Source organism: Promicromonospora sp. NPDC050249, assembly GCF_040656015.1.
Lineage (GTDB): Bacteria > Actinomycetota > Actinomycetes > Actinomycetales > Cellulomonadaceae > Promicromonospora.
On the sequence record NZ_JBFAKY010000017.1, the window covers coordinates 54997 to 78253 of the forward strand.

The following is a 23257-nucleotide window of genomic DNA, read 5'->3' on the forward strand; positions in this document are numbered from 1 at the left end:
CCTATGGGGTACGGACCGTGCCGCTGATCGAGGCGAGGCGCCGCTCCCCGTCGTCCAGCACACCCACGACCAGCGACTCCTGGATCTCGCCCGCCTTCGTCCGGGAGACCCGCAGGAAGGCGGTCTGAGCGGTCAGGCCGCTCGACTCCGGGGCCGCGATCTGCTCGAAACCCTGCTCGACCAGGATCTGCTTGGCCTGGGCGACCACCTTCGAGGTCGGCAGACCCGACGCCAGGTTGAGCGTCACCTGCGTCATCGGGACCGGCTTGCTCTTCGAGCCCTTCGTGTCCTCCGGAGCAGGTGCGGGAGCCGCCGAGGAGGCGAGCAGCGTGGCCCCCTCCGGCATCGGGAACAGGTCCACCGGGAAACCCTCCGCATAGGTGGCGACCGCGGACGAGGGGTCGAAGGTCGGCAGCTCGGCAGGGCCGCCCGACACCGCCGCGCGGGCCTCCGGCGTGCTCTCCGCGGTCGCGCCCGACGTCCGCGGCTCCGTCCCGGCGCTGCCGGTGCCGCACCCCGCTGTCGCGAGCGCCAGCCCGATCGCGGCGGCGAGCGCTGCCGTGCGGCGGGCGGTGGCGAGGTGGGGCACGTTGCACACGGTAGCGGGAGAGACCCTCGCGAGGACAGCGCGCGGCGCCGAGCCCGACCACAGGAGATCCGTTGTCCACACGGCGCTCCTGGGCGCGCCGCGACCCCGGCGAGCGGCTGGGATCGAGGCATGAACCCCAAGGACATCACCTCGAAGAACCTCGGCCGGCGGTCGGCGGCGCCGACCGCCACGGTGGTCCGCGTCGCCGGACCGGAGGACCTGCTCGCCTACATCCCGTACCGGCTCGGCTTCGAGCCCGCTGAGTCGGTGGTCGCGGTGAGCCTGACCGGGCCGCGCCAGCGGGTAGGGCTCGTGGCCAGGGTCGACCTCGCCGACCTCCGCCTGCGGCAGCCGGACGATCCGGACGGGCCCGACGGCGCGGCCACCGCCCGCTGGCTGACCGACCACGTGGTGGCCGACGGCGCGGACCGCGCCGTGGTGGTCCTGTACACCGCCACCGACCCGACCGTGCCGTCGGGGGCCGCGCGCCGCGCCGTCGACCTGTTGCGAGCACGGCTCGAACGCAGGCTCCCCGGCACCGAGGCCTGGCTCGTCGCCCCGACGGGTTTCCGGGCGCTCGACTGCGCGGACCCGACGTGCTGCCCGGCGGAGGGCCGGCCGCTGTCCGTGCTGAAGAGCAGCCGGGTCGCCGCGCACATGGTGCTCGAGGGCCGCACCGTTGCCGGCACCCGCGAGGAGCGGTACGCCCTGCGCGCCGCGCCCGAGCACGCAAGGACCCAGGCCCGGCGCGCGGCGGCCCGCTGGACCGACACCTACCGTCGGCTCCTGAACGGCACCAGGTTCTCGGACGGCGGTGGACCCGTCGACCGCACGACCCCGGCCGGTCGCGCCGAGCAACGGCAGGGGGCCGCCTTCGGGCCGCGGGCGGTCGAGGCGCACGCCCTGCGCGCCGAGCGTGAGCTGGGGGACTGGGGCGCCGAGAGCCTCGACCTGTGGCGCTCCGCGATGCGCGTCGCGGGCGACGTGCGGCCGGGACAACCACTGACGCTGTCTCCGGTCGACCTCGGGAAGATCGGTGCGGCGCTCGCGGACATTCCCGTGCGGGACGCGGTGCTGCTGAGCCTGGCGCCGGGCACCGAGGAGGCGGCGCTGCGGACCGCGCGCCGGCAGACGGACGGCGACACGGACACGGCGACGGGGGCGGTGATGGCGCGGATCGTCGACCCGGAGCAGGGCGTCCCGCCGGACGAGGCGATCACTCGTGCGGCGCGTCACGTGCTGGAGGCCGTTGTCACGCATGTCCCACGGAACCGACGGGCCCCCGCCTACGTGCTGCTGGCGCTCATCGCGTGGTGGCGCGGTGACGGCGGCCTGGCTGCCGAGCGGGTCTCCGACACGCTCGGCGTGGATCCTGGCTACCGGCTCGCGCTGCTGCTCCGTGGGGCGATCGCCGGGGGAGTGCCTCCGGGCTGGGTGCGGCGCGAGCAGGGTTCGCGGCAGGGTCCGCTCGGCGGGGAGCCGGGACCGGAGGAGGTGGCGGCCGTGTGACGCACCGCGGGGGACGCACTGCGGGGAATGCACTGCGGGGGACGCACTGCGGGTGAGGCACTGCGAGGGTCGTGACGTGCGGTAGCGTCGGGAGCATGACGATCGTCGTCGGCCACCTCGCCACGCCAGAGGGCCAAGAGGCTCTCAGCTCCGCTGTCACCGAGGCCAGGGAGCGCAACGTCCCGCTGGTCGTCGTCACCAACGGCAAGCGCCCGGAGGACGAGTGCAGGGCCGAGGCCGACGAGCTCGTCAGCAGCCTCGCCGGCGACGTCGACGTGCGGGTGGAGCACGGCACCGGCGACCTCGCCGAGGACCTGATCCGCATCGCCACGAGCGCCGGCGCCGATCTCATCGTGATCGGCCTGCGCAAGCGCAGCCCCGTCGGAAAGCTCATCCTGGGCGCGGGTGCCCAGCGGATTCTGGTCGAGGCGCCGTGCCCGGTCCTGGCGGTGAAGGTCTGACGCGGTGAGGTCCGACGAGGTGAAGTCTGCCGCGGTCAGGATCTGACCCGATCCGACCGGTTGCCGGTCCCGGCCCTGGTCACGAGCCTGGCCCCGAGCAGTTCGCCGGAAACGGGAATGGTCGGGCCGTGTGGTTCGTTGACTCTTGGCACGCGAGATCAGATACACCCGCGGGGCTGCCCCGCCAGACGTGACTTCGCACTGACTTTGCCCATATCACCGCGTTCGTCGCGGCGTACATGGAGGCCGACGGTACAATATATATGTTCGCCGGCGGAAGAAGAAGGTCCAGTGAAGGCCCCGCCGGCGGTACACCGCCCCCTCGAATGCCGAAAGGTCGGTTTGTGGCGCCCACTCCGCTGAAAGCCCCCCAGGATACCGCTCCTGTCCCTGCACGCGACAACCTGCCCCGAGAGTTCGAGCATCCTGCCCTGCAGGAGCTCCTTGCTCGAGGTGCCGCCGACGGCTCGGTCGACGCCGAGAGCTTCCGGCGCGCATGCGAGAACGCGGAGGTCGGTGACGCCAGGCGGCTCAAGGCGGTGCTGCGCGCACTGGCCAACGCCGGCGTGCAGGTTGGACTGCCTACCGTGACCAAGGTCGCCGCCGCCGCGGCTACCCGCTCCACCGCGGTCGCCAAGGCGCCCGCCGACGGCGACGAGGCGAAGCCCGCCCGGCGCACCCGTGCGACGGCCGCCAAGGCCCCCGCCAAGAAGGCTCCGGCGCGCTCCACCGCGAAGCCGAAGGACGCCGACGAGATCGACGAGGTCGACGACATCGAGCTGATCGACGTCGACGACGTCGACCTCGACGACGAGGCCGCCACGACCGCGCGCAAGAAGCCGGCGGCGAAGACCGCCGCCAAGAAGCCCGCCGCTCGGGGCAAGTCGAAGTACGACAACATCGAGCCCGACGGCGTCGCCGTCGAGGACCCCGAGGAAGAGTCCGACGCCGGTCCCGAGATCGTCACCAAGGCGACCCGCGGTCGCGGTGGCAAGGCGGCGAAGGAGGGTGACGAGAGCGCAGGCTTCGTCGTCTCCGACAAGGACGACGACGACCAGCCCGCGCAGCAGGTCGTCACCGCCGGCGCCACGGCCGACCCGGTCAAGGACTACCTGAAGCAGATCGGTAAGGTCGCGCTGCTGAACGCGGAGCAGGAGGTCGAGCTCGCCAAGCGCATCGAGGCCGGCCTGTTCGCGGAAGAGCGCCTTGCCACCACGGAGTTCAACCGGGACGACAAGGACCAGCGCCGGTTCGAGCGCGACCTCAAGTGGATCGCGCACGACGGCAAGCGCGCCAAGAACCACCTGCTGGAGGCCAACCTCCGACTCGTGGTCTCCCTGGCCAAGCGCTACACGGGCCGCGGCATGCTGTTCCTGGACCTGATCCAGGAGGGCAACCTCGGTCTGATCCGTGCGGTCGAGAAGTTCGACTACACCAAGGGCTACAAGTTCTCGACGTACGCCACCTGGTGGATCCGTCAGGCGATCACCCGAGCCATGGCCGACCAGGCCCGTACCATCCGTATCCCGGTGCACATGGTCGAGGTCATCAACAAGCTGGCCCGTGTGCAGCGCCAGATGCTCCAGGACCTGGGCCGCGAGCCCACGCCGGAGGAGCTGGCCAAGGAACTCGACATGACGCCCGAGAAGGTGGTCGAGGTCCAGAAGTACGGCCGCGAGCCCATCTCGCTGAGCACCCCGCTCGGTGAGGACGGCGACAGCGAGTTCGGCGACCTCATCGAGGACTCCGAGGCGGTCGTGCCAGCGGACGCGGTGTCGTTCACGCTCCTGCAGGAGCAGCTGCACCAGGTGCTCGACACGCTCTCAGAGCGCGAGGCCGGCGTGGTCTCCATGCGGTTCGGCCTGCAGGACGGCCAGCCCAAGACGCTCGACGAGATCGGCAAGGTCTACGGCGTGACGCGTGAGCGCATCCGCCAGATCGAGTCCAAGACGATGTCGAAGCTGCGCCACCCCTCGCGGTCGCAGGTGCTGCGCGACTACCTCGACTAGGTAGAACCTCCACGCCGGGCGGGTGAACCTTCTTCGGAAGGATTCCCGCCCGGCGTCGTCGTGTGGAAATGTGCCCGATGTGTCCCTCATGTCCAGCGCCACCTCCCGAGCAGCTTCCCGAGCACGGCCGGCCGCTGGAACACCGCCGGTCCGGACAGCCTCCGGGCTCGCTCCATTCCTCGCACTGGTCCTCGCTCTGCTGATCGGGACGGGCCTCTTCGCGTCGCCCGCCTCCGCTGCGGCGGGCTACACGCTCACCGCGTCCGGTACATCGACCACCACAGCGGCCGTGGCGAAGACGCTCACGGTGCTCTATCAGCGCGACGGCGCTCCCGTGGCGAACGCCGCCGTGTCGCTGCAGAGGTACAGCAACGGCTCGTGGGTCCGGGACCGGACCGTGACCACGGGTTCGACCGGCACGTCGGCCGGCAAGGCGACGGCGTCGGTCAACCCGGCAGCGACCACGAAGTACCGGTTCAAGACGACCCAGGCGACGAGCGCGACCCTCACCGTGACGGTCGTGCCCGGCTCGTGGAGCCTCGCGGGCTCCGGCGCGGGCCACGGCGTCGGCATGTCGCAGTACGGCGCCTACGAGATGGCGCGCACCGGTAGCACGGCGTCGGACATCCTGCGCTACTACTACCCGGGCGCGACGGTGAGCACCGCGAACAACCCGTGGACGTCCATCGACGTCCACGTGCTCGGCAGGACCAGCGACCCGACCACCACCACCCTCAGTCTGTCCGCGGGCTCGTGGCGGCTGCTCGACGGCGCCGGGGGCCAGCTCGCGACGGGCACGTCGGCCCGCAAGATCTCGGTGGCCCGCACGACGGCGGGCCTCACCGCGAGGATCACCGAGAACGGCACGGTACGCCAGACGATCGGCGCCCGCCCGGCCCTCCAGCTCGAGTGGACGGGCACCGACTACTGGGCGGGGACCGCGGGCACGGTGACGGTGTCCGGCGCCCACGGCAGCTACCGCCACGGCAGGCTGCGTGTCACGGACCTCAATGCCCGGCCCAACGTGGTCAACCAGGTGGTCATCAACGACGAGTACCTCTACGGGATCGAGGAGATGCCGGCGCTGTGGGGGACGAGCGCCTACGGCGGCGCCGCGGCTCTCGAGGCGCAGGCGATAGTCGCCCGCAACTACGCCATCCTGGACAAGGTCGAGGGCCTGAAGGCCGCGTGCGACTGCCATCTCTACGACGACACCAGCAGCCAGAACTACACCGGCTGGACGAGGGAGGGCGGCGAGGCGGGCGAGGCGTGGCGCGCGGCGGTCGACGCCACCCGGCAGGACGGCGCCTCGACGGTCACGGTGGTGCGCAACGCGTCGGCCGGGATCGCGGAGACGCCGTACTTCGCGTCGTCAGGCCACGGGGGCGCCTTCTCCGGTACCGCCGGCAACCAGGACGCGTTCGGCACTGCCCCGCAGTCCCACCTCGCGCACGTGGCGGACCCCTACTCGGTGCAGGCACCGGGCAACCCGAACACGTCGTGGACGGGCACGCTCACGCAGGCGACCGCGAAGAGCATCTTCCAGCTCGGCTGGGTCAGGTCGGTAGCGGTCACCGAGCGCTACTCGAGCGGTCAGGTCAAGACCATGCAGGCGGTCTCACCCCAGGGCACCGTCCGGACGCTGACCGACACGGCCGAGGGCTGGCGGACCGCCCTCGGCCTCCAGGGCTCCTGGGTGGACACGGTGACCGCGACGAGATAGCGGTGGTCCCGGCTTCGCCGGGGGCAACGGGCATGCCGACGGCGGTGAGTCACCTCGCTGGGTGACTCACCGCCGTCTTGGATCTAGCGGTCCGGTGGGTGTCCGGCCTGGATCTCAGGCCTGACCGTGCTCCGCGTGGAGCCGGTCGGTCTCGTCCTGGACATGGGTGGCGACGTCCGCATAGGCGGACGCGTGTGCGCGGGCGTGGTGGCCGCAGAAGAGCAGCTCGCCCACGGGCAGAACGACGCGCACATAAGCCTGCGCGCCGCAGCGGTCGCAGCGGTCGAGGGCGGTGAGCGGTTCGGTCGTCAAGGTCGTCACATCTCCATCCAACCATTCGCTCGCGCGGTTCATGCCAGCCCGGGTGGCCGGTTCGCTGCGAGCATAGCGGCGTGCCTCACAGTCTTGGGCCCCATCCGCCCCCAATTGCGCTGAAAGGGTAATTTCCGTCATGGGGTGAATTTGTTCACGGGCGACCGGCCGTGAGGCGCCTCACCGGCCCTCCTCACCTGCGTTGTCGGTGACCTCGTCTACGCTGTCGCCGTGACCGCAACGTCCGAGTCGTACACCGCTCGCCACCTGTCCGTCCTCGAAGGTCTCGAGGCGGTTCGCAAGCGTCCCGGTATGTACATCGGGACCACCGACTCCCGGGGCCTGATGCACTGCCTCTGGGAGATCATCGACAACTCCGTCGACGAGGCCCTGGGCGGGCACGCCTCGAAGATCGGCATCGTGCTGCACGCCGACACGTCGGTGACGGTGTCCGACGACGGTCGTGGCATCCCGGTCGACATCGAGCCCAAGACCGGCCTGAGCGGCGTCGAGGTGGTCTTCACCAAGCTGCACGCCGGCGGCAAGTTCGGCGGCGGTTCCTACCAGGCGTCCGGTGGTCTGCACGGCGTGGGCGCCTCCGTGGTCAACGCGCTGTCCGCGCGCCTCGACGTCGAGGTGGACCGCGGCGGCAAGACGCACCGCATGACCTTCCAGCGCGGCGAGCCCGGGCGGTTCTCCGACCCGGCCTCCGGGCCCGACCCGGACGCGGCGTTCCAGCCGTTCGTCGACCACTCCGAGCTCGTCGTGTCGGGCAAGGTGCCGCGCGGCCGCACCGGCTGCCGCGTGCGCTACTGGGCCGACCGGCAGATCTTCCCCAAGTCCGCGGTGTTCAGCTATGACGAGCTGGTCACCCGCGTGCGGCAGACCACGTTCCTCGTGCCGGGTCTCGAGATCCGCGTGCGCGACGAGCGCGGGCTGCCCGGCACGCCCGGCGAGGACGGGCCGCACGAGGAGGTCTTCAAGCACGACGGCGGTGCTGCCGACTTCGTCGAGTTCCTGGCCCCCGACTCGCCCGTGACCGCGACCTGGGTGCTCCAGGGCGCAGGCACCTTCAAGGAGACCGTCCCGGTGCTGGACGAGCGTGGCCACATGACGCCGCGCGAGGTGCTGCGGGACTGCGAGGTCGACATCGCGCTGCGCTGGGGCACCGGCTACGACACCGAGGTGCGCTCCTTCGTCAACATCATCTCGACGCCCAAGGGCGGCACGCACCTGACGGGCTTCGAGCAGGGCCTCCTCAAGGTGCTCCGCAAGGGCGTGGAGACCAACGCGCGCAAGCTCAAGGTCTCGGCCAAGGACGGCGCGGAGCGGATCGAGAAGGACGACGTGCTCGCGGGCCTCACCGCCGTGGTCACCGTGCGCCTCTCCGAGCCGCAGTTCGAGGGGCAGACCAAGGAGGTGCTGGGCACCGGCCCGGTACGCCAGATCGTCTCCCGCGTGGTCGAGCAGGAGATCCACGCCCGCCTGAACTCCACCAAGCGTGACGAGAAGACGCAGGCCTCGCTGCTGCTCGACAAGGTCGTCGCCGAGATGCGCGCGCGCATCACCGCCCGCAAGCAGAAGGAGATCTCGCGTCGCAAGAACGCGCTGGAGACCTCCTCGCTGCCCGCCAAGCTGGCGGACTGCCGCTCGAACGACGTGGACCGGTCCGAGCTGTTCATCGTCGAGGGCGACAGCGCGCTCGGCACCGCCAAGCTCGCGCGCTCCAGCGACTTCCAGGCGCTGCTGCCGATCCGCGGCAAGATCCTCAACGTCCAGAAGGCGTCGATCAGCGACATGCTCCGCAACGCGGAGTGCGCGGCGATCATCCAGGTCCTCGGCGCGGGCTCCGGCCGGTCGTTCGACCTCGAGGCGGCCCGCTACGGCAAGATCATCATGATGACCGACGCCGATGTCGACGGCGCCCACATCCGCACGCTCCTGCTGACGCTCTTCTACCGGTACATGAAGCCGATGGTGGAGGCCGGCCGCGTGTTCGCGGCGGTCCCGCCGCTGCACCGCGTCGAGGTGATCGGCAACGGCCGGCGCAAGAACGAGTACGTCTACACGTACTCGGAGGCCGAGCTGGGCGCCACGCTCAAGAAGCTCGACCGGGCCGGACGCCGCTACAAGCCCGACATCCAGCGGTACAAGGGTCTGGGCGAGATGGATGCCGACCAGCTCGCGGAGACCACCATGGACCCGCGCCACCGCACCCTGCGGCGCGTCACGGCGGAGCACGCCGAGGCGGCGGAGCGGGCGTTCGAGCTCCTGATGGGCACCGACGTGGCACCCCGCAAGGAGTTCCTCATCGCCGGTGCCGCCGAGCTGGACCGTTCCCGCATCGACATCTGACCCGGAGACAGCTGACCCGGGGTGCGCGACCTGACCCGGGGCCTGCAGGGCGGGCGCCGAGGGCTGGGACGGCTGCGCCGGGCTGCGCGCGCCGACCTACACTCGGCGGCGTGAACACGACTTCTGTCCGCCCGCTCCGGGCCCTCGGTGCGGCGACCGCCGCACTTCTCCTGACCGGCCTGCTGGCGGCCTGCGGCGGCGCTGCCGACCCGGAGCCGATCGTCCCGGCGACGCTGAGCGCGCAGTCGGACGCCGCTTCGCCGCCGGCCGGCGCCTCTCCGTCCGACGACGCCTCGCCGTCGGCCGGGGCGGAGACCTTCAGCTACGCGGGCCGCACCGGAGCCACCGCGCTCGACCTGCTGCTCGAGGCGGACCCGTCCGCAGAGGTCACCGGTGAGGGCGAGAACGCGTTCGTGACAGCCATCGGCGGCCGCGCCGCGGACGACTCGAAGAAGGAGTTCTGGTCGCTGTCCGTGGACGGCGAGCCCGCGCAGGTCGGGGCGGGCACACTGGAGACAGAGGACGGTCAGGAGATCACGTGGACGATCGAGACGTACTGACACCCCAGGCAGACGGCCGGGGACGCGACCTGACGATCGCGGAGCTGGCGCACCGCTGGTGGCGTCCCGCGACGGTGGTGCTCGTGCTGGCCGCCGCCGTCGCGTGGCGCCTGGTCGCGCCGGGGCTGGGCGCGCCGCCGAACCTGGAGATCGCCACCGCGGCGACGTTCCTCGCAGTGCTGCTGCTGCGCAACCGCTGGGCGGCGGTCGTGCCGTTCGCCGTGGTGGCCGTCAGCGACGCGGTGCTCGGCAACACGCAGATCATGTGGTTCACCTGGTCGGCGTGGGCGGTGATCGGGCTCGGCGCGATCCTCGCGCGGCACCTGCACGGCCCGGGCCGGTACGCCGCCGCGCTCGGCGTGGGCGTGGGCGGTTCGCTGTGGTTCTTCGCGTGGACCAACTTCGGCGTCTGGCTGATGGACGGGATGTACCCGGCGACCCTGGACGGGCTCCTCGCGAGCTACGTCGCAGGCCTGCCGTTCCTGCGCACCATGCTGCTGGGCAACCTCGTCCTGGTTCCGCTCGCCGCCGTGATCGCCTCGATGGTGGAGCGGGCGGAGGCCCGGGCAGAGGCCGCGGGCAGCCTGCGCGCGGTACAGAGCTGAGCCGGAACGTTCCGGGTGATAAACCGGTTCAAAGCAGGTACTTAGTACTCTGTTGACTTCACCCCCTCAGGTGCCGCAATCTCATACAAACCAGGGGGAAAGCGGTTTCTGTGTGCGGTCGCACGGGCAGCTGCCTGGATCGACGACGCTCGAGGGCAGCACCGTGCACGACCGGCCGATGTGGCCGCGCTGTCCCCGGTCGACCTCAACGAGGAGGAAGATCAACATGGCTGGAGCACGACGTACGGCAGTGCTCATCGGCGGTCTCGGAGCGGGAGCCGTGCTCGTCGCGAGCACCGTCCTGGCCCCGGGTCTCGCCAGCGCGGAGCCCGCGCCGGCCGCGGTCACCGCCACGGCGGTCGGCTGGGCCGCGCAGAACGGTGGCACCACGGGCGGCGGTGGCGCCTCGAAGGTCACCGTGCGGACGGTGTCGGAGCTGACCGCCGCCCTCGACGGCAGCACGGCGAAGGTCGTCGAGGTCTCGGGCAACATCTCGTGCAGCGGCATGATCCGGGTGGGCTCGAACAAGACCCTCCGGGGGGCGTCCGGTGCGCGCCTCAGCGGCTGCGGCCTGAACGTCCGCCAGGTCAAGAACGTGATCGTCGAGAACCTGGCGTTCAACGGCTGGGACGACGACGCGATCAACATCGAGACGTCCACCAACGTGCTGATCGACCACAACACGTTCGGCACGGGCTACGACGGTTCGGTCGACACGAAGCGCGGGTCGGACTTCGTCACCATCTCGTGGAACCACTTCGACGGGCAGGACAAGAACTCGCTCGTCGGCCACTCCGACGACAACGGGTCCCAGGACCGCGGACACCTGCGGGTCAGCTACCACCACAACTGGTTCGACGGGACCAACCAGCGCAACCCGCGCGTCCGCTTCGGCAACCCGGTGCACGTGTTCAACAACCTGTACACGAACGTCGGCAGCTACGGCGTGGCCTCGACCCAGGAAGCCGGGGTGCTGGTCGAGGGCAACTACTTCGAGAACACCGAGGACCCGTTCCACCGCGGCGAGGGATCGTCCAGTGCGGGCGGCCTCCTGGCCCGGAACAACCACTTCGTGAACTCGGGCGGAGGGCAGCAGGGCGGCTCGGTCGCGAGCGTCCCCTACTCCTACCGGCTCGACTCGGCCTCCCAGGTGAAGTCGATAGTGAGCGCGGGAGCCGGCCAGTCCTGACCCGCGAGCCCTGGCTGGCCGGTCGTGACCGGCCAGGCGGGTCGCTCCGGTGACAGGTAGACCAAGGCCTCTGCAGTGGCTCGCCGCCCGACGGCGGCGCGTGTGCTCGTCAGCGCGCACCGCCGTCGGGCGGCATCTTTCACCCGGACGCTTTCACCCGGACGCTATTGCGGTTAGAGTCAGTAACGGCCCGCTCGTGGGCCCGGGCGCTCAGTGTCGAGCGTCCGAGGACCTCAACGAGGAGATCCGATGCCGAACATCACCCACCCGCATGCCTTCATCGTCGCGACCCTGGTCGTGCTGGCTCTGCCCGCAGCAGCCCTGCCCGCAGCAGCCCTGCCCGCCGTCGCCGCGCCGCCGACCTCTGCGTCCACCACACCCACCTCCGTCGCGGCCGACGTCCCGGACCTGCCGGACGTCCCCGACGTGCCGCTGCAGGCGCGCGCCGACGACGACTTTTACACCCCGCCGAGCCCGCTGCCGGACGGCGCGAACGGCGAGGTCGTCCGCTGGCGCGAGGAGCCGCGGCAGCTCAGCGCCCGCAGCTACCTGCTCATGTACCACTCGACGAACGCGACCGGGCAGGACATGCCGGTGACCGGGCGGGTCCTCGTGCCGAGCGCGCCGTGGCGGGGCGAGGGACCGCGGCCGATCGTCTCGGTGGCGAGCGGCACGCGCGGCGTCGGCGACACGTGCGCGCCGTCGCGCTGGCTCGACTACGAGCGGCCCCTCATCGAACCGATGCTGCTGGCGGGCTGGGCGGTGGTGGTCACGGACTACGAGGGTCTCGGCACGCCGGGCATGCACACCTACGTCGTCGGGCGGTCGGAGGGGCGGGCCGTCATCGACATGGTGCGCGCCGCCACCAGCCTGCCCGCAACGGGCCTGGAGGCCGGGGGCAAGGTCGCGTTCTCCGGCTACTCGCAGGGCGGCGGGGGAGCGATGTGGGCGGGTGAGCTGCAGCCGGAGTACGCACCCGAGCTCGACCTCGTGGGCGTCGCGGCAGGTGGCGTGCCCGCGGACCTCACCGAGGTGGCAGAGGGGCTCGACGGCAAGGTCGGGTTCGGCTTCCTGCTGCTGGCGGCCTACGGGATGGACGCCGCCTATCCAGAGCTCGACCTCGAGACGTACTTCAACGAGCGCGGCCGGGAGACCTACGAGCGGGAGCAGGACGACTGCGTGGACGGCACGCTCACGCACGCGTTCCAGAACATCGGGATGTTCACGACGACGAACCCGCTGCACTCCCCGGCGTGGCAGGCGCGCCTCGCCGAGAACCGGCTGGGGGCCAACCCGCCGGACGTGCCGATCCACCTCTTCCACGGGACGCTCGACGAGATAGTCGCCCCGGGGCAGGCGCGAGCGCTCCGGAACGAGTACTGCGCGGCCGGCGCGGACGTGCGGTGGGAGTGGCACCTCGGGGAGCACGTGTCCACGTTCGTGACCGGCGCCCCCGGCGTGATCACCTTCCTCGACCGGCGGTTCAGGGACCGCCCCTTCCTCGGCCACTGCTGAGCCGCCGAGCCAGGGTGAAATCCCTGGTGAGAGGCATTTTTTGCGCGATATGACGACGGGTCCGGACGCTGTTCCGGGCCCGTCGTCGTCGTGTCGTGCGCCGTTCGTCATCCGTTCACACACGCGTCGCCGTCCGGTTAGTCCGATTGATGACGATTGAGACGCGCGTACGAGACCGTCCGCAACCCGTGAGCGAGAGGTTCTGTCATGGCCAACATCAACGTGACCTTCCAGCAGATGGAAGACGCCGCGCAGCGCATCAAGCAGGAGTCGGACGACATGCAGGCCAAGCTCGACCAGCTGCGCTCGCTGGTCGACAACCTGGTGCAAGACGGTTACGTCACCGACAAGTCCTCCAAGCGGTTCGACGAGTCCTACAAGGAGCTCGACAAGGGTGGCAAGCAGGTCATGGAGGGGCTCACGGGTATCGGCGAGTACCTGAAGCAGGCCGCCGAGGCGCTCCGCAAGACCGACGAAGAGCTCGCCAACGCCCTGAACAAGTAGTCCCATGGCCGACCTGGTAGTCACCTCGGTCGCCGTCGACGACGCCGCCAAGCAGCTCGCGGCGATCGTCGACGAGTTCAAGAACATGGGAAAGCTGTGGGACGACGGCACCGTCTGGGGCCACGACACCGTCAGGAAGGCGATGGACGACTTCGTCGACGACTGGTGGGTCAAGCGGGAGAAGCTGACCACGAACCTCTCCGACCTGCGGAAAAAGATGGAGCAGGCGGCCGAGCAGTGGAACAACCTCGAGATCGAGCTCGCTGCGTCGTTCGACGAGCAGTAGGAGGACGACGATGGGCGCTACCCGGCCTGGGGAATGGCAACTGCTCGACTACGACTCCGACCCGGTCCCGGCTGACGTGGCCGGCCTGGACCCGGTGATCAAGCACTACGAGGACATCGCCCTGGCGATGTCGACACAGGCCAAGCTGCTCAAGAAGATCGGCGACGGCGACGAGACCCTCCTCAAGGGCAAGGCCGCGGACGCGATGCGCAAGCGGTCCAGGGAGAGCGCCGAGGCGCTGAACAAGGCATCCGGCCGGTACGACGACATCCGGGACGCGCTGCGCACCTACCGCCCGGAGCTGGAGTACGCGCGCTCGGAGACAGGCCTCGCCCTGACGGCGGCGCAGGACGCGGCAGCGGCCCAGAAGGGTGCCGAGGGACTGCCCGACCCGGTGAACGCCGACCGGCCGGACGACGCGCCGCCGCTCACCGACAAGGAGAAGCAGGAGTCCGAGAGCCGCACGGGCAAGATCGACGCGGCGAAGCGTGACCTGGAGGCGGCGAAGGCCAAGGCGCGCGCGGCGATGATCCGGCTCGACGCCGCTGCCACTGCCGCCGCGAACAAGATCCGCGAGAACTGGGGTGACGACGGGCTGCACCACAGTGGCTGGGAGGCGTTCCTGCACAAGCTGAACAAGTTCCTCAAGAAGCTCGTCGAGATCCTGATGTACATCGGGATGGCGCTGGCGGTGCTGAGCATCCTCATCCCGGGCCTGGGGATGATCACCCTTCTCGGCGTGATCGTCACCGCGGTCTCGGTGGCCGCGAGCTTCATCCTGGCCGTCCAGGGTGAGGGCAGCTGGCTGAGCGTGATCATCGGCGTGCTCAGCCTGGGCCTGATCGGGGTGGCGGCGAAGATGGCCGGCGGGCTCAAGGGTGTCCAGGGCGCGCAGCTGGGGCGCGGGGCCGGGGCCTTCAGCAGCCAGAACCGGCAGCTCCAGTTCTTGTTCCGGGACCGGGAATGGCTGCGGAGCATGATGAACATCGGCCGGAACCCCGACCTGGCGCGCCGGATCAACGACCTGACGATCACGATGGCGCCGTTCGCGAGGAACCTGCGCAGCTGGCAGGAGTTCGCCGGCAAGACCAGCGTGTCACCCGGGTGGTGGCAGATCACCCACCCGAAGTACCTCGCCACCGACTTCAGCCGGTTCATGGACCGCATCGGCGGCGGCACGTGGCGCTGGGACCGGCTCATCGGGATCAGCGACATCAAGGACGTGCAGAAGATCACCGCGGCCCTCGGCCAGCTCGGCATCACGGGTGCGGCGATCAAGCCGTGGATGTACATCGGCCCCGTGTCCTACACCTTCGGATGGGCCATGCGGCCGTTCAGCCTGATCAATCCGTCGAACTTCAATCCGGCGGACCCGCGCTGGAGCCTCGACGGCTGGCGGGACGCCGACTACAGCGGCCTGTACGGGGAGAACCCGGTCCTATGACGATCACGAGCAGTGGGGACGCCACGAGGGCCGGCTGGTCGTGGCGGGTGGACCCACCGGCCGGCTGGCTGGTGGTCCCGTCCACCCTCACCGAGGACCACGCCGACGTCGCGGCATGGGAGCGCGGTGCGGCCGGGGCCGTGCGCCGATCGCTGGAACAGCAGCCGGACGCCGACGGCGAGCCGGTGGCCCTTGACGACGCCGGGGGCGCCGCGCTCGACCGGATGGCCGAGGAGTCGATAGTCAACCTCCGGGCGTTCGCCGACGGGATGGCGCCGGAGGGGCACCGGGTCGTGGCGCGTCTCGGGGTGCTCGGGCGCGGACCGGTGCCGGTGCTCGTCGCCGTCGGAGTGAGTGACCCGGCGGAACCCGACGACGGCCTCATGGCAGCCCTCGGCGCGACGGGTGGCTACCCCGCCGCGCCGCCCACCGTCGAATATCCGGCGCTGCCGGACGGTGACGGCGTGCGGGTGGTCCGCCTCGACGTCGGCGAGGAGACCGGCGGCGCCTGGCTGAGCGTGGGGCTCGGGCGGCGCACCGACCACCCCGACGCCGTGGTGGACACGGTGCTGGTGTGGCGCACGCAGGACGTCCTGCTCGGCGCGGCGATGGTGGATTTGCTCGACGAGCTCCTGCCCGCCGTCCGGGTCAGCAGGAGCGAGGCCTGATGCGGCAGACCGTGCGCGACGCCCGCGACCCGGCCGTGGGCGCGCCGACCGACGCGTGGTCCTTCGCGCTCCCCGCCGGCTGGGTCCGCCTACCGACGGAGGCCGGGGTGGTGTACCTGCCGACCGAGCCCGTCGCGGGGATGTCGGTCCCGGCGGCCATGACTGAGATCGAGATCTTCGGCGAGGTCGGACGCGACCCGATCGACGTGGCGACCAGTGCCCTGGGCGACGGGTACGAGGAGACCGCACCGACAGGGCTCGACGGGCGACCGGGCGTCCGCGTCGCGCGCACACTGCGTGGGACGCCGGGGGAGGAGCCGCACGCGGCGGCGGAGGGAACCGGTCGTTCCGCGGTCACCACACGCCAGGTGGCCTACGTCGTCTCGCGGGACGACGCCGACGGTGACTGGCTGGTGCTGTCCTTCAGCACCACCTACGACGCAGGCCGGAGCGACGGTCGCGCCGAGCAGCTCGCCGACGTCCTCGTCGAGTTCTTCGACGCGGTGATGACCACCTTCCGGTGGACCGGTCCGGGCGCCGGCCCGGTCAACCTGCCGGAGCGGACGATCCCGGGCTCGGCATGAGCGAGCGGTGTCGGCCCGGTTCACTGACCAGGTTGTCAGTGTTCACGTTCCAGTATGTCCGGTTCGTGTACGATCGCGCTGTTTTCCCACGAGGCAATCGAGAGGACCGATCATGGCCAACATCAATGTGACCTTCCAGCAGATGGAAGATGCGGCGCAGCGCATCAAGCAGGAGTCGGACGACATGCAGCACAAGCTCGACCAGCTGCGGTCGCTCGTGGACAACCTGGTGCAGGACGGCTATGTGACGGACAAGTCCTCCAAGCGGTTCGACGAGTCCTACAAGGAGCTCGACAAGGGTGGCAAGCAGGTCATGGAGGGGCTCACGGGTATCGGCGAGTACCTGAAGCAGGCCGCCGAGGCGCTCCGCAAGACGGACGAAGAGCTCGCCAACGCGCTGAACAAGTAGTCCCGTGCCTGACCTGGTAGTCACCTCGATCGCGGTCGACGACGCGGCCACCCAGCTCAAGTCCGTCGTCGACGAGCTCGAGAACATGAAGGAGCTGTGGGACGGCGGCGACATCTGGGGCCACCGCACGGTGAAGAACGCCATGGGTGACTTCGTCGACAGCTGGTGGGTCAAGCGGGAGAAGCTCCAGGAAAACCTCAAGGACCTCCAGGGCAAGATGGAGAAAGCCGCCGAGACCTGGAACGACACCGAGATCGAGCTGGCGAAGTCGCTCGAGAGCGAGTAGAGCCTCAGTGAACAGAAGGAAGACTCGATGAGCGCCGCCCGCGTGGGTGAATGGCACCTGCTGGACTACGACGACGACCCTGTGCCGGCCGAGGCGTCCGGTCTGGACGCGGTGATCAAGCACTACAAAGAGATCGCCGAGATGATGACCACGCAGGCGGCGCTCCTCAAGAAGATCGGTGACGGCGACGAGACCCTGCTCAAGGGCGAGTCGGCCGATGCGATGCGCGGGCGGGCCGAGGAGAGCCACGAGCACCTGGCGGCCGCCGCAGGCCGGTACGACGACGTGCGGGCCGCGCTGGAGGCCTACCGGCCGGAGCTGGAGACCGCGCGCTCGGAGACGGGCAAGGCGCTGGCCAAGGCCGAGGACGCGGCCGCCGCCCAGAAGGGCGCGGAGGGTATGCCGGACCCGGTGAACGCGGACCGGCCGGACGACGCGCCGCCGCTGACCGAGGACGAGAAGCAGGCTTCCCAGAACCGGTCGGGCAAGATCGAGGGCGCGAAGGGCGAGCTCGCCGCGGCCAAGGCCATCGCGGTCGCGGCGATGTCGGCCCTCGACTCCGCCGCCGAGCGGGCGGCGGCCAAGATCAAGGAGAACTGGGGCGACGACGGGCTCAAGCACAGCGGCTGGGACGCGTTCGTGCACGGGTTCAACAAGTTCCTCAAGGGACTGGTCGAGATCCTCGGCTACATAGGTATGGCTCTGGCGGTGCTGGCCATCCTCCTGCCAGGGGTGGGAGCGCTCGCGCTGGCCGGCCTGATCGTCGGGGTCGTGAGCCTGGTCGCCTCGATCGTGCTCGCCGCGCAGGGCGAGGCGAGCTGGATGGGCGTCATCCTCGGCGTCATCGGCGTCGCGGCCGCCGGGGTCGGGCTGGTCGTGGCGAAGTCGATCGGGGCGTCCATCAAGGCGGCGCAGGGCGCCGTGCTCGCAGGCAAGGGCGGCGCGGGCTCGTTCATCGGCACCGCCGGCGGCATCATCATCAAGCCCCTGGCGATCCAGAAGATCTCGATCATGATCACGTCCAAGCTTCCGGGCTGGGCGTCGATCGTCGCGCCGATCAAGACCTGGTCGATCAGCGGGGCCTTCGGCCTCGGCGGGCTCAGGGAGCTCAGCCTCCTCGGGCTCTGGGGTGCCAACTTCACCATCAAGCCGTGGATCTACGTCGCCGGCCCTGGCGCCATGCTGTCCGGCCTGATCAGCGGCCTCTGGGGTGGTGTGGCACCGACGAGCTTCCCCGGTGAGGACCGTCGGGGCGACTGGACCGCGCCGACGGACTACGAGTACAACCACCTCACGACCTGAGCCGGGAGCCGATCCATTGCGTGCGACGACGAGACCGAGCTGGACCTGGACCATCGAGCCACCGGACGGCTGGCTGGTGGTGCCCTCCACCGCCACGGAGCCCGCCGACGCGGTGCGGGCGTGGGAGAGCGAGGTCGTCGAGGCCCTGCTGGAGTCGTTCCTTCCCGGCGGTGCGCCGGCTCCGGCCGGGCCCGACCCCGATGCCGACCACGTCGCGACGGTGCGCAGCTCGCTCGCGCAGACCGTCGGAAGCCTCGTGACGTTCGCCGACGAGGCGGCGACCGAGGGCGCACGGGCCATGGCCGGTGTCGGCCTGCTGGACCGCGGTCCCGTGCCCCTGCTCGTCACCGTCGGCATGGGCGACCCGGACGAGTCGGACGACGTGTTCATGACGGTGCTGGGGGCGAAGGGCGGCAACCCGGTGAGCCCGCCCGGCATCGAGTATCCCGACCTGCCCGACGGCGACGGCATCAAGGTCACCCGGGTGGACATCGACGAGGCGACGGGCGGCGCCTGGGTGAGCGTGGCCGCCGGCCGGCGCACCGAGTTCCCGGACGGCGTGGTGGACACGGCCCTGGTCTGGCGCAGTCAGGACCTCGTCCTCGTCCCCACGATCCTCGACGTGATCGTCGACCTGCTTCCCGCCGTCAAGATCATCCGGAGCCCACTGTGAGCGACCACCCGGCGAGCGACCGTCCCGCGAGCGACCACCACCCGGCAGGTCCGGCCGAGCAGGCCGGCAAGCCGACCGACGCCTGGGTCATGCTCCTGCCGCCGGGCTGGGCCCGGTTCCCGACGGGCGAGGGCCGCCAGCGAGAGCTGGACGAGGCGATCGAGCAGGTGGTCGCCCGGGCGCTGCCTGACACCATGCCCCGCGACAAGGTCGAGCCGTTCCGGCACATGCTCCGCGACGAGCTGCACAAGACCCTCGGCCAGGCGCGCGACGCCGGTACGGGCGCGGTCTACCTCCCGACCGAGCCCATGGAGGGCGTGATCGTCCCGGGCTCGATCGCGGAGATCGAGGTGGTCAGCGACGTCGGCACCGATCCGGCGCGGATCGTGACCAGCATCCTCAGCGACGGGTACGAGGAGAGCGAGCTGGTCGAGATCGACGGCCGCCCCGGCATCCGCGTGGTGCACACCGAGCACGGCATGAAGCGCGACGACCTGGAGCTGTCGACCCGGCAGGTGCTGTACGCGGTCTCGCGTGACGAGACCGACGGCGAGTGGCTGGTCCTGTCCTTCACCACGATCTGGAACAGCGAGAACACCGAGCGGCTGGCTGAGGCGATGGTGTTCTTCTTCGACGCCGTGATGTCCACCTTCCGGTGGGCAGGTCCCGGCGCGAACCCCCTGAACCTGCCGGAGCGGAGCGTCCCTGGCTCCGCGTGAGCCCGGTCCGACCGACGCGCGAGCCCTGCCGCACGTGACCCCCGCCGCACGAACCACCTGACTGACGCGACACATCTGAAGACGGAGCAACCGTGCACCACGCCCATCGCGCCGCCGCGGCACTCGCTGCTGCCGGCCTGTTCATGACCGCCGTCGCGGTGCCCGCCGCGACAGCCTTACCGCCCGCCGCCGGCCAGGTCGTCGGGGGCACCGCTCTCGCCGCGGACGAGAGCAAGGGCGAGAAGGTCAAGTACTACGTGATGAAGACCAGCCCGGACGGGGAACCGGAGTTCCTCTTCCAGATCGCCCAGCGGTACCTGGGCGACGGGAACCGGTACACGGAGATCTTCGACCTGAACAAGGGCCGCGTCCAGCCCGACGGCGGCACCCTGACCGACCCGGCCGCCGTGCTGCCGGGCTGGGTGATGCAGCTGCCCGACGACGCAGAGGGCGAGGGCATCGAGGTAGGCGTGCTGCCGGCCGGACCGGCGGGTGGTGCGCCGTCGGCCGGCGCGTCACCGGACGCCTCGGCCGCGCCGTCGGTGCCGTACTACGTGATCGGCAAGACGAAGAAGGGCGAGACCGAGTACCTGTACCTGATCGCCGAGCGGTTCCTGGGCGACGGCGAGCGGGCCAGGGAGATCTTCAAGCTGAACAAGGGGCGCGTCCAGCCGGACGGCGGCGTGCTCACCGACCGGGACCAGGTCGAGGTGGGCTGGGTGCTCCAGCTTCCCGAGGACGCCAAGGGCAAGGCCGTGAAGCACGGTCCGCTCCCGGGACCGACCGCCGAGCCCAGCGCCTCGGCGTCGAGCGCTGCCGGAGGCGCGGACGCGGGGGCACAGGGCTCCGTGAGCCCGTCGTGGGTGGAGCTCGTCCTGATCGGCCTCGGCGTCCTGGCGCTGGTGGGCGCCGTCGGGTTCGGCGTGGTGCTCGTGGCCCGGCGGCTGCGCGGTCGCGAGGAGCCGTTCGACGACAGCCTGCTGCGCACCGACACGTCGGCGTCGTGGATGGTGGACCGGGCGCTGCGCGTGCTGCTCGCCTCGTGCGAGCGGGAGGGCATCGAGGTGCCCGGCGTGACCGGCGTGTTCATCGAGGGCGGTGCCATGCGCCTGCGCTTGGCGAGCCCTGCCTCCCCGGCGCCGGACCCGTGGGTCGCGAACGAGGACGGCCAGAGCTGGTCGGCGCCGCTCGCCAAGCTGCAGTCGGCGCCCGCCAGCGAGGCCTCGACGGCGCAGTTCGCGCGGCTGGTCACCCTCGGCATGGCGGAGACCGGTCGGGTCCTCGTCGACTTCGTCCGGGCCAGGGGCGTGATCAGCCTGGACGGCCCCACGCGGGCACGGCACGAGGTGCTGCGCCGCTGGCTGGGCGAGCTGACGGGCAACCCGTGGTCGAACGATCCCCGCGTGGTGATGGTCGGCAACGGCCTGCCCCAGGCGGAGCAGGCGGAGTACCTGTCGGCGATCGAGCAGGTCATCCCCGAGCTGGGCGTCGGCGACGGCGGCGTGCTGGTGCTGTCGCAGGCGCCGTCCGTGACGCAGCAGGACCTCCTGGCGGCCCGGTTCGCCGACCCGCGCTTCACCTGGGTCGTGATCGTGCTCGGCGAGTCGAGCTCCGCCAAGTGGCGCATCCGGGCCGGCGACGACGGCTGGCTGCGCAGCGGGTTCCTCCCCGACGTCCGCTACACCGAGCAGACCGCTGTGAGGCGGGCCGGTGAGTGACCGTCGAGCAGTGAGAACCGTACGCGCCCTGGCGGCGGTCGTCCTGACGGCGCTCGCGGTGTCGGCCCTGACGGCGCTGCCGGTGCTGCCGGCCCAGGCAGCCGAGGAGGTGGTCCTGCTCTCGCAGGGCAGGCCCGCCGTGGCCTCGTCCCTGGAGAAGCCGGAGTTCCCGGCGCGCAACGCGGTGGACGGCAACTCGCAGACCCGGTGGTCCAGCGCGTTCAGCGATCCGCAGTGGCTGCGTATCGACCTGGGGCGGACCACCGTCGTGCACCGGGTCGAGATCGACTGGGAGGCCTCGTACGCGACCGACCACCGGATCGAGCTGTCGGTGGACGGCGAGACGTGGGAGACGCACTGGTTCGGGACGGGCGACGGCGGCAACGACGTGCACAACATCCGGGGCACCGGCCGGTACGTGCGGATGTACTCGGGGGCGCGCAGCGGTACGGCGGGCAACTCGATCTGGGAGATGCGCGTCTACGGCGAGCGCGAGAAGAAGGCGGCGGCCCCGACACAGTCGGCGAGCCCGAAGCCGGAGCAGAGTGCCGAGGCGAGCGCGGAGCCGAGCGTCACCCCGAAGGCGTCGCCGAGCCCGTCGCCGGAGGCGTCACCCGTACCGAGCCGCAGCGGGCCACCGGGTTCCGTCCTGTACTACGTCATCAGGACGGCGCCCGACGGGAGCGTCGAGAAGCTCAACGACATCTCGGAGAGGTTCCTCGGTGACCGCAACCGCTGGCCGGAGATCGCCGAGCTGACCGAGGGCCACCGGCAGCCCGACGGTGAGTACATGACCGACCCGCGGAAGCCGAAGCCCGGCTGGGTGCTCAAGATGCCGAAGGACGCCACGGGCAAGGGGCTGCGGTTCGGTCCGCTCCCCGGCTACGAGCAGGCGTCGGCGTCACCGGCGCCGTCGGCCACGCCGTCGGCGTCACCGAGCCCCGTCGACGTGTCGGACGCCGAGGCGGCGAGCAGCTCCGTCCCGTGGCCCACGATCGGCTGGGCCGGGGCGGCGGTGCTGGTGCTCGGCCTGCTGGCCGGCCTCGTGGTCTGGCTCGTGCGGCGGCGCAAGCGGCACGAACCGTTCGACGACAGCCTCCTGCGCACCGACACGTCGGCGGCGTGGACCGTCGACCGTGCACTGCGGGTGCTGATGGCGGCGTGCGAGCGCGACGGGCTGGAGGTGCCCGGCACGACCGGCGTGTTCATCGAGGGCAGCTCGCTGCGGCTCCGGCTGACCAACCCGGCGTCGCCCGCCCCACAGCCGTGGACCGTGAGCGAGGACGGGCAGAGCTGGTCCGCGCCGCTGGCGAAGCTGCAGTCGGGCGCGGCGTCGGAGGGCTCGACCGCCCAGTTCGCCCGGCTGGTGAACCTGGGGATGGGGGAGACGGGCCGGGTGCTCGTGAACTTCTCGGTCGCCAGGGGCGTGATCAGCCTGGACGGCCCGACCCGGGTGCGGCACGAGGTGCTGCGCCGGTGGCTCGGCGAGCTGACCGGCAACCCGTGGTCGAACGAACCGCGCGTCGTGATGGTCGGCAACGGCCTGCCGCAGCCCGAGCAGGTGGAGCACCTGGCCGGGATCGAGCAGGTGGTGCCGGAGCTGGAGGTCGGTGAGGGCGGCGTGCTGGTGCTGTCGCAGGCTCCGTCCGCCGCACAGCAGGACATGCTCGCGGCCCGGTTCGCGAGCCCCGAGTTCACCTGGGTGGTGATCGTGCTGGGCCAGTCCCCGTCGGCGAGGTGGCGGTTCACAGCGGGAGACGACGGCTGGCTGCGTAGCGGGTTCCTGCCCGACGTGCGCTTCGACGAGCAGACCGCCGTGCGGCGGGGAGGCGAATGA

At 70.9% G+C, this 23257-nt stretch carries 23 protein-coding genes; 21 read left to right on the top strand and 2 right to left on the bottom strand.

Going from position 1 to position 23257, the window contains the following annotated elements; all coding sequences use genetic code 11:
• Position 1: 1 nt before the first annotated feature.
• The gene (locus AB0I32_RS15545) at positions 2-589 is read right to left on the bottom strand and encodes a hypothetical protein (RefSeq protein WP_357507458.1); all 588 of its coding nucleotides are present in this window, start codon (positions 587-589) and stop codon (positions 2-4) included.
• Positions 590-718: 129 nt separating this feature from the next.
• Between AB0I32_RS15545 and AB0I32_RS15550 the strand changes: the two genes are divergently transcribed.
• From AB0I32_RS15550 to AB0I32_RS15565, 4 genes are all read left to right on the top strand, one after another.
• A complete protein-coding gene (locus tag AB0I32_RS15550; RefSeq protein WP_357507460.1) occupies positions 719-2098 on the top strand; it encodes a DUF4192 domain-containing protein in 1380 nt (459 codons plus the stop codon).
• A 95-nt stretch (positions 2099-2193) separates the two neighbouring features.
• Positions 2194-2559: a universal stress protein gene (locus AB0I32_RS15555; RefSeq protein ID WP_357443479.1), complete on the top strand. Its 366-nt coding sequence runs from the start codon at positions 2194-2196 to the stop codon at positions 2557-2559.
• A gap of 326 nt (positions 2560-2885) precedes the next feature.
• Positions 2886-4568: an RNA polymerase sigma factor gene (locus AB0I32_RS15560; RefSeq protein ID WP_357507462.1), complete on the top strand. Its 1683-nt coding sequence runs from the start codon at positions 2886-2888 to the stop codon at positions 4566-4568.
• Positions 4569-4656: 88 nt separating this feature from the next.
• A complete protein-coding gene (locus AB0I32_RS15565; RefSeq protein ID WP_357507464.1) occupies positions 4657-6291 on the top strand; it encodes a SpoIID/LytB domain-containing protein in 1635 nt (544 codons plus the stop codon).
• 114 nt (positions 6292-6405) lie between these two features.
• On the opposite strand, the gene AB0I32_RS15570 is transcribed toward AB0I32_RS15565, so the two are convergent.
• The gene (locus AB0I32_RS15570; protein WP_051109391.1) at positions 6406-6645 is read right to left on the bottom strand and encodes a hypothetical protein; all 240 of its coding nucleotides are present in this window, start codon (positions 6643-6645) and stop codon (positions 6406-6408) included.
• Between the two features lie 189 nt (positions 6646-6834).
• Between AB0I32_RS15570 and AB0I32_RS15575 the strand changes: the two genes are divergently transcribed.
• From AB0I32_RS15575 to AB0I32_RS15655, 17 genes are all read left to right on the top strand, one after another.
• On the top strand, positions 6835-8958 hold the full coding sequence (locus AB0I32_RS15575) for a DNA topoisomerase IV subunit B (protein WP_357507466.1): 2124 nt from the start codon (positions 6835-6837) through the stop codon (positions 8956-8958).
• A gap of 110 nt (positions 8959-9068) precedes the next feature.
• The gene (locus AB0I32_RS15580) at positions 9069-9518 is read left to right on the top strand and encodes a DUF4430 domain-containing protein (protein ID WP_357507468.1); all 450 of its coding nucleotides are present in this window, start codon (positions 9069-9071) and stop codon (positions 9516-9518) included.
• Entirely contained in the window at positions 9497-10123 is a 627-nt protein-coding gene (locus AB0I32_RS15585) for a DUF6580 family putative transport protein (RefSeq protein WP_357507470.1), read from the top strand. Before AB0I32_RS15580 ends, AB0I32_RS15585 begins: the two co-directional genes overlap by 22 nt.
• Before the next feature lie 226 nt (positions 10124-10349).
• On the top strand, positions 10350-11312 hold the full coding sequence (locus tag AB0I32_RS15590; protein ID WP_357507472.1) for a hypothetical protein: 963 nt from the start codon (positions 10350-10352) through the stop codon (positions 11310-11312).
• A 249-nt stretch (positions 11313-11561) separates the two neighbouring features.
• Positions 11562-12827, top strand: a complete 1266-nt coding sequence (locus AB0I32_RS15595; RefSeq protein WP_357507474.1) for a lipase family protein — start codon at positions 11562-11564, stop codon at positions 12825-12827.
• Between the two features lie 207 nt (positions 12828-13034).
• Positions 13035-13331: a WXG100 family type VII secretion target gene (locus AB0I32_RS15600; RefSeq protein WP_357507476.1), complete on the top strand. Its 297-nt coding sequence runs from the start codon at positions 13035-13037 to the stop codon at positions 13329-13331.
• A 4-nt stretch (positions 13332-13335) separates the two neighbouring features.
• On the top strand, positions 13336-13617 hold the full coding sequence (locus AB0I32_RS15605; protein ID WP_357507478.1) for a hypothetical protein: 282 nt from the start codon (positions 13336-13338) through the stop codon (positions 13615-13617).
• 10 nt (positions 13618-13627) lie between these two features.
• Positions 13628-15061, top strand: a complete 1434-nt coding sequence (locus tag AB0I32_RS15610; protein ID WP_357507480.1) for a hypothetical protein — start codon at positions 13628-13630, stop codon at positions 15059-15061.
• Positions 15058-15729 carry a hypothetical protein gene (locus AB0I32_RS15615; RefSeq protein WP_357507482.1) on the top strand — a complete coding sequence of 224 codons (672 nt, stop codon included), beginning with the start codon at positions 15058-15060 and terminating at the stop codon, positions 15727-15729. The genes AB0I32_RS15610 and AB0I32_RS15615 overlap by 4 nt, the downstream gene beginning before the upstream one ends.
• Positions 15729-16313, top strand: coding sequence for a hypothetical protein (locus tag AB0I32_RS15620; protein WP_357507484.1), 585 nt, complete (start codon positions 15729-15731; stop codon positions 16311-16313). The genes AB0I32_RS15615 and AB0I32_RS15620 overlap by 1 nt, the downstream gene beginning before the upstream one ends.
• 112 nt (positions 16314-16425) lie before the next feature.
• Positions 16426-16722 (top strand): WXG100 family type VII secretion target, encoded by a 297-nt coding sequence (locus AB0I32_RS15625; protein ID WP_116676002.1) that lies wholly within the window; start codon positions 16426-16428, stop codon positions 16720-16722.
• Between the two features lie 4 nt (positions 16723-16726).
• Complete coding sequence (locus AB0I32_RS15630; RefSeq protein ID WP_116676001.1) at positions 16727-17008, top strand: hypothetical protein; 282 nt, start codon at positions 16727-16729, stop codon at positions 17006-17008.
• Between the two features lie 27 nt (positions 17009-17035).
• Positions 17036-18310 (top strand): hypothetical protein, encoded by a 1275-nt coding sequence (locus AB0I32_RS15635; protein WP_357507486.1) that lies wholly within the window; start codon positions 17036-17038, stop codon positions 18308-18310.
• Positions 18311-18326: 16 nt separating this feature from the next.
• Complete coding sequence (locus AB0I32_RS15640) at positions 18327-18983, top strand: hypothetical protein (RefSeq protein WP_357507488.1); 657 nt, start codon at positions 18327-18329, stop codon at positions 18981-18983.
• Positions 18980-19702 carry a hypothetical protein gene (locus AB0I32_RS15645; protein WP_357507490.1) on the top strand — a complete coding sequence of 241 codons (723 nt, stop codon included), beginning with the start codon at positions 18980-18982 and terminating at the stop codon, positions 19700-19702. The genes AB0I32_RS15640 and AB0I32_RS15645 overlap by 4 nt, the downstream gene beginning before the upstream one ends.
• Positions 19703-19794: 92 nt before the next feature.
• Complete coding sequence (locus tag AB0I32_RS15650; RefSeq protein WP_357507492.1) at positions 19795-21420, top strand: hypothetical protein; 1626 nt, start codon at positions 19795-19797, stop codon at positions 21418-21420.
• 10 nt (positions 21421-21430) lie between these two features.
• The gene (locus tag AB0I32_RS15655) at positions 21431-23257 is read left to right on the top strand and encodes a discoidin domain-containing protein (RefSeq protein ID WP_357507494.1); all 1827 of its coding nucleotides are present in this window, start codon (positions 21431-21433) and stop codon (positions 23255-23257) included.